The organism is Methylocaldum sp. (genome assembly GCF_035627495.1).
Taxonomy (GTDB): domain Bacteria; phylum Pseudomonadota; class Gammaproteobacteria; order Methylococcales; family Methylococcaceae; genus Methylocaldum.
In genome coordinates, this window is the sequence record NZ_DASPLO010000199.1 from 1 (window position 1) to 6421 (window position 6421).

Annotated in this window: 5 protein-coding genes and 1 pseudogene; all 6 read right to left on the reverse strand. The window is 61.0% G+C overall.

All coding sequences use genetic code 11. The annotated features are described in order from the left end of the window. Positions 1-121 precede the first annotated feature (121 nt). Complete coding sequence (locus VEB01_RS19525) at positions 122-883, reverse strand: universal stress protein (protein WP_324878399.1); 762 nt, start codon at positions 881-883, stop codon at positions 122-124. Positions 884-1184: 301 nt separating this feature from the next. Continuing rightward, positions 1185-2084 (reverse strand): alpha/beta fold hydrolase, encoded by a 900-nt coding sequence (locus VEB01_RS19530; RefSeq protein ID WP_324878400.1) that lies wholly within the window; start codon positions 2082-2084, stop codon positions 1185-1187. Positions 2085-2111: 27 nt separating this feature from the next. Continuing rightward, positions 2112-3476 (reverse strand): FAD-dependent oxidoreductase, encoded by a 1365-nt coding sequence (locus VEB01_RS19535; RefSeq protein WP_324878402.1) that lies wholly within the window; start codon positions 3474-3476, stop codon positions 2112-2114. 180 nt (positions 3477-3656) lie between these two features. Then, positions 3657-4340 carry an MBL fold metallo-hydrolase gene (locus tag VEB01_RS19540; RefSeq protein WP_324878404.1) on the reverse strand — a complete coding sequence of 228 codons (684 nt, stop codon included), beginning with the start codon at positions 4338-4340 and terminating at the stop codon, positions 3657-3659. Between the two features lie 118 nt (positions 4341-4458). After that, positions 4459-6156: a M14 family metallopeptidase gene (locus tag VEB01_RS19545; protein WP_324878406.1), complete on the reverse strand. Its 1698-nt coding sequence runs from the start codon at positions 6154-6156 to the stop codon at positions 4459-4461. 127 nt (positions 6157-6283) lie between these two features. Next, positions 6284-6421: pseudogene (locus VEB01_RS19550) on the reverse strand (IS5-like element ISSoc13 family transposase); the annotation flags it as partial.

Genomic DNA, 6421 nt, shown 5'->3' on the forward strand with positions numbered 1-6421 from the left:
TCCCTCATCACAGGCGCCGATCACGCGCTCCCGGAGATCGATCGAATAGGCTTTCGCCATCACCGCTCCTCATTTCGCAAATACTCATCAGACCGCTTCCCGATCCCTTGGTTTCCTTTCACTAGATATGAAAATGCTCTAGGGGGGACGGATCGACGGATTCGAAAACATCCTCCCAAGGCACACCCAGTTCATGCTCCGAGACCCGAACGACGTCGCGCTCGGGCATCGGCGGCACATTGTCCTGCAGCATCGCGAGTTCCTCGATGTACTCGGCCGGCAGGAGGTCCGGGCGCGTCGACAAGATTTGCCCGAGTTTCGAGAAGGTGGGGCCTAGCTCCTCAAGGGCGGCGCGCAAACGCTTGGCCTGCCGGCGCTCGATGGGCGGGAGCTCGGCATTAGCGACGGCGGTCCGCGTCGGGCCGGGTGTGTGATCGCCAGACGGTAACGTGTTCACAATAATCACGGTGCAGCGCGCATTGTGACTGATCCGGTTGGGTACGTTGCCCAGCAGGAACTCCTTCCGTCCCGCCATGCCCGAGTTGCCGACCACGAGGACGTCGATCGCCTCTTGCTCGGCGGCCCGAACCATCGCCATCGCCGGATCGGCATCGAGGACGACGGAGGCACGACCGCGCTCCCCGGCGAGTTGCCGCGCATGGCTCGTGAGTTCATCGTTCGCCGCAGCGGCTCGGGTTCTTTCGGCCGCTCCGAACTCGGTGGACGCGGGGTTTTGTGGTTGAATTACCTGAACGACGAAGAGCTCCGCCCCATACCGTTCGGCAAACGCGGCGGCCCAACGAACGGCCTGCTCGGCCGTTTCGGATCGGTCAGTCCCAACCATGACACGCTTTACGGCAACATTCTCCAGGTGGTTCTGCATCCGCTTATCCTAACTGATGGGAAGAGAAGGAATCCCGCGCCTTGCCCGGAATAGCTGTTACTCGGGCGGGGGCATAGTCTTCGCGTATGGCCCGCGCCATTTACAGTGCCTTATAAAGCCGCAGCGATGTCATTCACCGGGCACGCCCTTTAAACGTGTCCTTATTTTTAACAAAGACTCGTAGAGTGTGCTTAATGGCGAGTCGTACCGACTACGCTTACTTCGGTCTCTTCGAGGGCACGGTTAGATTAAGAGGACATCATTTACTTTACGCGTGTCAACAAATCTCCCGGAGACGACGTCAACCCCGCCGCATGCCATGTGGGCGTTTTCGAAGAAAGCCGATGATCAATGAGTTGACATGTTCGGGCGCATCCGCCTGAACCCAGTGACTTGCCTCGGGAATGCGTTCGATCTGGATATCCGGGACCCATCGCTCCAAACCTTGGGTCAGGCCGACACCGAGATAGCGGTCTTGCTCACCCCAGATCAACAGCGTCGGTGCGTGAATCGGGCGAATCTGCCGCCGGAGTTGGAGAAGGTTGCGGGTAAACAGCGCACGATAGTAGTTGAGGGCGGCGGTCAGCGCACCCGGTTGCGCCAGGGCCTCTTGGTAGCACCGAATATCGGCCTCGGTGAATGCATCGCGCCGGACCGGCTCGGTCCGCAATAGATGGCCTAACCGGGCATAGTCGCCCGCTCGAAAGAGCCTTTCGGGTAGCCACGGGAACTGGAAGAAGAACACGTACCAGGACTTCCGCAACTGCGCCAGTGTTCGTAATTCCTGGAAAAAACGTTCCGGATGCGGGGCATTCAAGACGATCAAATTCTCTACGGCCTCCGGATGGCGCATGGCCAGATACCAGGCGATGGCGCCGCCCCAATCATGGCCGACCACCGCGCACCGCTCTTGGCCCAGCGCGTGAATGATGGCGAGCACGTCGTCCGCCAGGGTTTCTACGCGATAACGCCTGATTCCAACGGGTTTCTCAGACTCGTTGTAGCCGCGAAGATCCAGGGCGATCACACGAAAACCCGCCTTCGCCAGTGCCGGGATTTGGTGACGCCATGCATACCAGAATTCCGGGAATCCATGCAGCAACACGACGAGCGGCCCGGTTCCGGCTTCGACCCAGTGCAGCCGCATTCCGTTGACCACCGCATAGCGGTGATGCCAGTGGGGGGATGACGCTTCCCACATACCCTCTAAACGATCGCCGGCCGGCGATCAGCCATCGGGATGCTCCCGCATGTGGACGGCGACCTTGGAGCAGATCGGCTCCTCGCGCAAGGTCTTGGGATGGTTCAGGAGATGCAGCACGCGATGAAACTGTCTCTGTACCTCGATATCCTCGTGTATCACCCCGGCAAGGTGCCGCATGTAACGGCTTGCCGTCTCATCCGGGGGCGGTCGTTCGCCCCGTGTCTCCCGGTACTGAAAATCTTGCTCGGCGGCCTGCATCCAGGGGTTGGCTACAATGGCCGCGGCTCTTCGAAGAACGTCACGACTGAGGCCGTTCAGAGGATCGCTCTGATCGATTCGACCGAGGAGCGCAGCGCGGAGGCTTTCTACCTGCAAGGCGGCTGACGTCATGCCTTGCCCAAACAAGGGGTTGAAGCTGCACAAAGTATCGCCCAGCGGAATCAGCCTTTCGGGAAACGCCTCCATAGCCTCGTAACGTCGCCACACACTGGTTGGAAATCGATACTGGTGGATATCGGAGACCAACTTGGCGTCTTTGATGGCAGTATAGATGGCGGTGTCGGGCAGGGATTGGGTGAAAGCGATGAAGCCTTCGTACTCCTTCGGTGGGTAGTGGCCAAACCGCGCCCCCAAGGTGACGATCCAGCGGTCGCCCTCGATAGGCAGAACCAGTGCCCCCCGGCCGTCTTCCGGCGGCTTACCCGCGACCACAAGACCTTTCCAGTCGCGCGCGGGATCCTCGGGTATCTCGAAAATGCCGGTGGTGTAACCCAGATCAACGCCGATTTCCACCGTGGGCGGCGAACCCAGACCGAGGTCTTCCAGCCAGCGTCGCGTGAGGGCGCCGCGACCGCCCGCCTCGATGATCAAGTCTGCACTTAGCGAATTCTCCGTGCCCACCTGATGATCTCGATACGTCACGCCCAAGACGTGACGCTTAGGCGTGTCGGTCGACAGGGCCGTCGCTGAACAACCCCAGCGTGTCTCGACATTGCGCTGCTCGTCCAATCGTCGGCGCAAGGCATGTTCCAGAAGACCGCGCGTCTGACAGTGGCAGGTGATCCCGAGGTCTCTTCGGGGCTGGTCGAACAAGCCGGAGACGATGATATCCAGTCCGGCGCGGACCGGCACGGAACCGAGGTCGACCAGGTCTTGCACGAGCCCTGGAAACAGCTTTTCCATGATCTGCTCGCCGCCTTTGAGCAGAAAGTGAGCGTGATGGCCCTGGGGCACGGATCGTCTCGTCGCCAGCGGTTCATGGAGTTCGTCCCTCTCCAGCAAGGTGACCCGTTCGAAAAATTCCGCCAAGATCCGTGCACTCAGCAGGCCGGCAATGCTGCCGCCAATGACAATGGCGTGCTGTCCAAGATGACGTGAGGCTGTTTCCATTCTTCCCAATCCGGGAGTCATACAAGAAGAGGTCTCAAGGTGATTCAGAACGGCGCGGCTGACCCTGGCGTTCCTGTTTATCGGCCAGACGACCTTAATTGATCTTATCCAAATGCTCAAGCCACCCTGGCTGAGCATCTGTCGAGGCTAATCCGGAATTAAGGCGTCGGAGAAGGGCGGTCAGCGGTTGGCGGCCCCGGCGTCCTGGGCGAGCAACGCCCGCAATGCCGCCTTGGGCTCGTCGAGCAGCGGCACGCCGTGGTCGAAGCAGAGCACCGCGAACTCCAGGTCCAGCAAAGCCCGTACACTCTGCCGGGTCAGCGCCGGGTCCTCGTGATACTCGGCCGGCATGAAGGCCAACGCCTCGCCCGCCCCATGCGACAGAAGATCCGGGCAAAACAAGACGCCGGGCGGCTGGGGTAACCAGAAAGCGTAATGCGCGGCTTCGGGTCCCGGTGTGTGGATCGGCCGAAGGCCACCCGGCAGCACATCGCCCGCCCGGTAGCGCACATCCGGTTCCTCGTCCATCGCCCGCGTGTCGGCCGGCGCGTAGACCTTCGCCCCCAAATGACGGCGATAATGCCAGGCGGCCCTTTGGTGACAGGCGGCGGTGAGGCAGATCGCCTCCACCGGTCCCAAGCGCTCGAGGACGGTTGTCTCGAGGCGTAACGGATCGATGAGGACGATGCGATCGCCGGACGCGATGGCATGCGCGTCGCTCTCGTAACCGATGCGATCATCCTGCACCGACCAGCGCCATACTCCGGGCACGACGGTTTCGATCGTGGCGGCAATGGATTTCGGTTCGGACATAACTCCTCCTTTAGCGGTCAACTCGGGCAGCTCGTGAATAGAGGACGGCATCAAGTTTTGATAATGAATTAGTGCCTTAGATAATGTGGGCGGCTGAAATCTTCCTTGTCTTGTATCAAAGACATGTCGGATTGATCCTGCCTCCGGGATCGCGGAAGAATGCTCGGAGCTATGCTTCTCCGAGGATCACCTCGCAACGCACCGTACCGGCGCGTTCCTGGCGCGCCAATAAGTGCACGGCGGTTCCGGGCGGCGCCCGTAACACCCACTCCACTTTGACCCGCTGGTCGGTCGCATCCCCGCCCCATCCCCAAACCACCGGGGTGATGGGCGTATAAGCGCGGCCTTCGAGGTGCCCCAGGGTTTCGCGGGCTTTCCCGATCAGAAGCGTCGCTTGTTCCGGGAACTGGATGTCGCAGACCACCCCAGGCGTCAGCTGGTGGGTCAAGGCCCGCTTGGTGATATAGGTCGGCAACCAGCCGGTGTTTTGGACCACGAGCGTGATGCGCCAGGTGTCCTCGCCCAACGGCGTGGCCAGAGCATCGAGCAACTCGAGCTTCGGCGAAATCAGCAGATGCCAGACCAGCCAGCGTGGGAACTTGGCGATCTCCCGCTCCAGCACCGCATGGGGCGGGTTGGTCCAAGAGTACAGGGTGTCCCAGCCGCCGAGCTCGACCCGGCCGAGTTGGGGATGGTCGTAAGGATACCAGTCGACGAAAGCCTGACCGCCGAGGACGTCATCGTTCCATTGCAAGAGCTTGAGATCGTCCTCGATCGGGTGTTCGCGGTACCACTCGATGAACTTGGCGTCGGCGATCCCCGCCTCCCGCTGCGGGCTCCACAGCTCGACGGTCCAGGCAAAACAGCCGAGGTGGTCGAACACCCAATCGTCGAAGGTCCCGGTGATCACTGCCTTGGGGTGGTAGCGAAAGTCGTGAAACACCGAAAGGTTCGGGTAACCGGTCAGTGCGGTGCCCTGCTCGCCGATCTTGCGGTAGGTCCACAAATCCTCCGCCGACAAGGTATCGTCCGCCCGGTGCGAATAGGGCCGGAGCAGGACGCCGCTCCAGGTATGGAAGGTGATGGCCCCGGTAATGTTGCGATGGTCGCTGACGAAGCGGACGGCGGCCCGGACTTCCGGCTCGGAGGTGGGGAAGGGGCCGGCGCCGGGCTGTTCATGCTCCTGCCGCCAGTTCGCGGGGTAGTTCCGGTTCAGATCCAACCGTTCCCGCGGCGGCTGAAGGCTCAGGGTGAAACCGTCGTAATCGTCGATGACCCCTTCCGGCAACAGGCGAAAATACGCGCCGCCGGTCTCGCTAGGGTCGCGCCTTACCAGTAAGCGCGGGTCCTGTGCGCTGAGCTTCCAGGGACCGGTCGGATCGGCGATCCGCATGCTCAGCACGCGTCCGTCGCCGTCGATATCTTCGCGTCGCAAGCCGCCGATCGGCCGCTCCTCATCCGGGTAAGGGCGCGTGCTCGAGCGAATGAAGCGGGGCGTGTCCGCCAAGGCCCATTCGGCACCATCCGGATTGAGGCGGGGGCAAATGTAGAAGACGCGCGTGTCGAGGCACCGCGTGATTTCGGCATCCGTGCCGTAGTCGTGGACCAATCGGTGCAGCAGGTAAAGGCAGGCCATGGAACCGGCCACTTCGGTCGCATGGAGATTGCCATCGAGGTAGAGGGCGGGCTTGTCCGTGTCCTCGCCGGTGGCAAAGTTCGTCACCGTCACCAACCAGAGCTCGCGCCCCTCATGGCTCTGGCCCATGCTGTTAAGGCGCACGAGATGGGGATACTGCGTTGCGAAATCCTGAAGCAGACGGCTCAGTTCAGGATAACGGTAATACATGTCGAACCGTGGCGAGGTCATGATCGGGGCATCCGCTGTACCGCCAATAGCGCAGAGGTTATCACGACATCGTTCTCGGCCCTAAGGCTCGGGTCATGTGTCCTGCGTAGGTGGATCTTCGGCCGAACGCGTTGGTTCTGTTGACATTTCAACGCAACCAGATGAGTGCTGAGACGAAGCGAAGAAAGCCCATGAAGTTACGCTGCAATTTTTCGAAGCGGGCAAAGATTCTTCGGAAGTGTTTGATTTTGCCAAAGAAGCATTCGATCAAATGGCGCTCCTTATA

Excerpts from the sequence above, each read along its gene's own strand:
- VEB01_RS19525 (WP_324878399.1), bottom strand. The coding sequence starts at position 883 with ATGCAGAACCACCTGGAGAATGTTGCCGTAAAGCGTGTCATGGTTGGG.
- VEB01_RS19530 (WP_324878400.1), bottom strand. The coding sequence starts at position 2,084 with ATGTGGGAAGCGTCATCCCCCCACTGGCATCACCGCTATGCGGTGGTC.
- VEB01_RS19535 (WP_324878402.1), bottom strand. The coding sequence starts at position 3,476 with ATGGAAACAGCCTCACGTCATCTTGGACAGCACGCCATTGTCATTGGC.
- VEB01_RS19540 (WP_324878404.1), bottom strand. The coding sequence starts at position 4,340 with ATGCCGTCCTCTATTCACGAGCTGCCCGAGTTGACCGCTAAAGGAGGA.
- VEB01_RS19545 (WP_324878406.1), bottom strand. The coding sequence starts at position 6,156 with ATGACCTCGCCACGGTTCGACATGTATTACCGTTATCCTGAACTGAGC.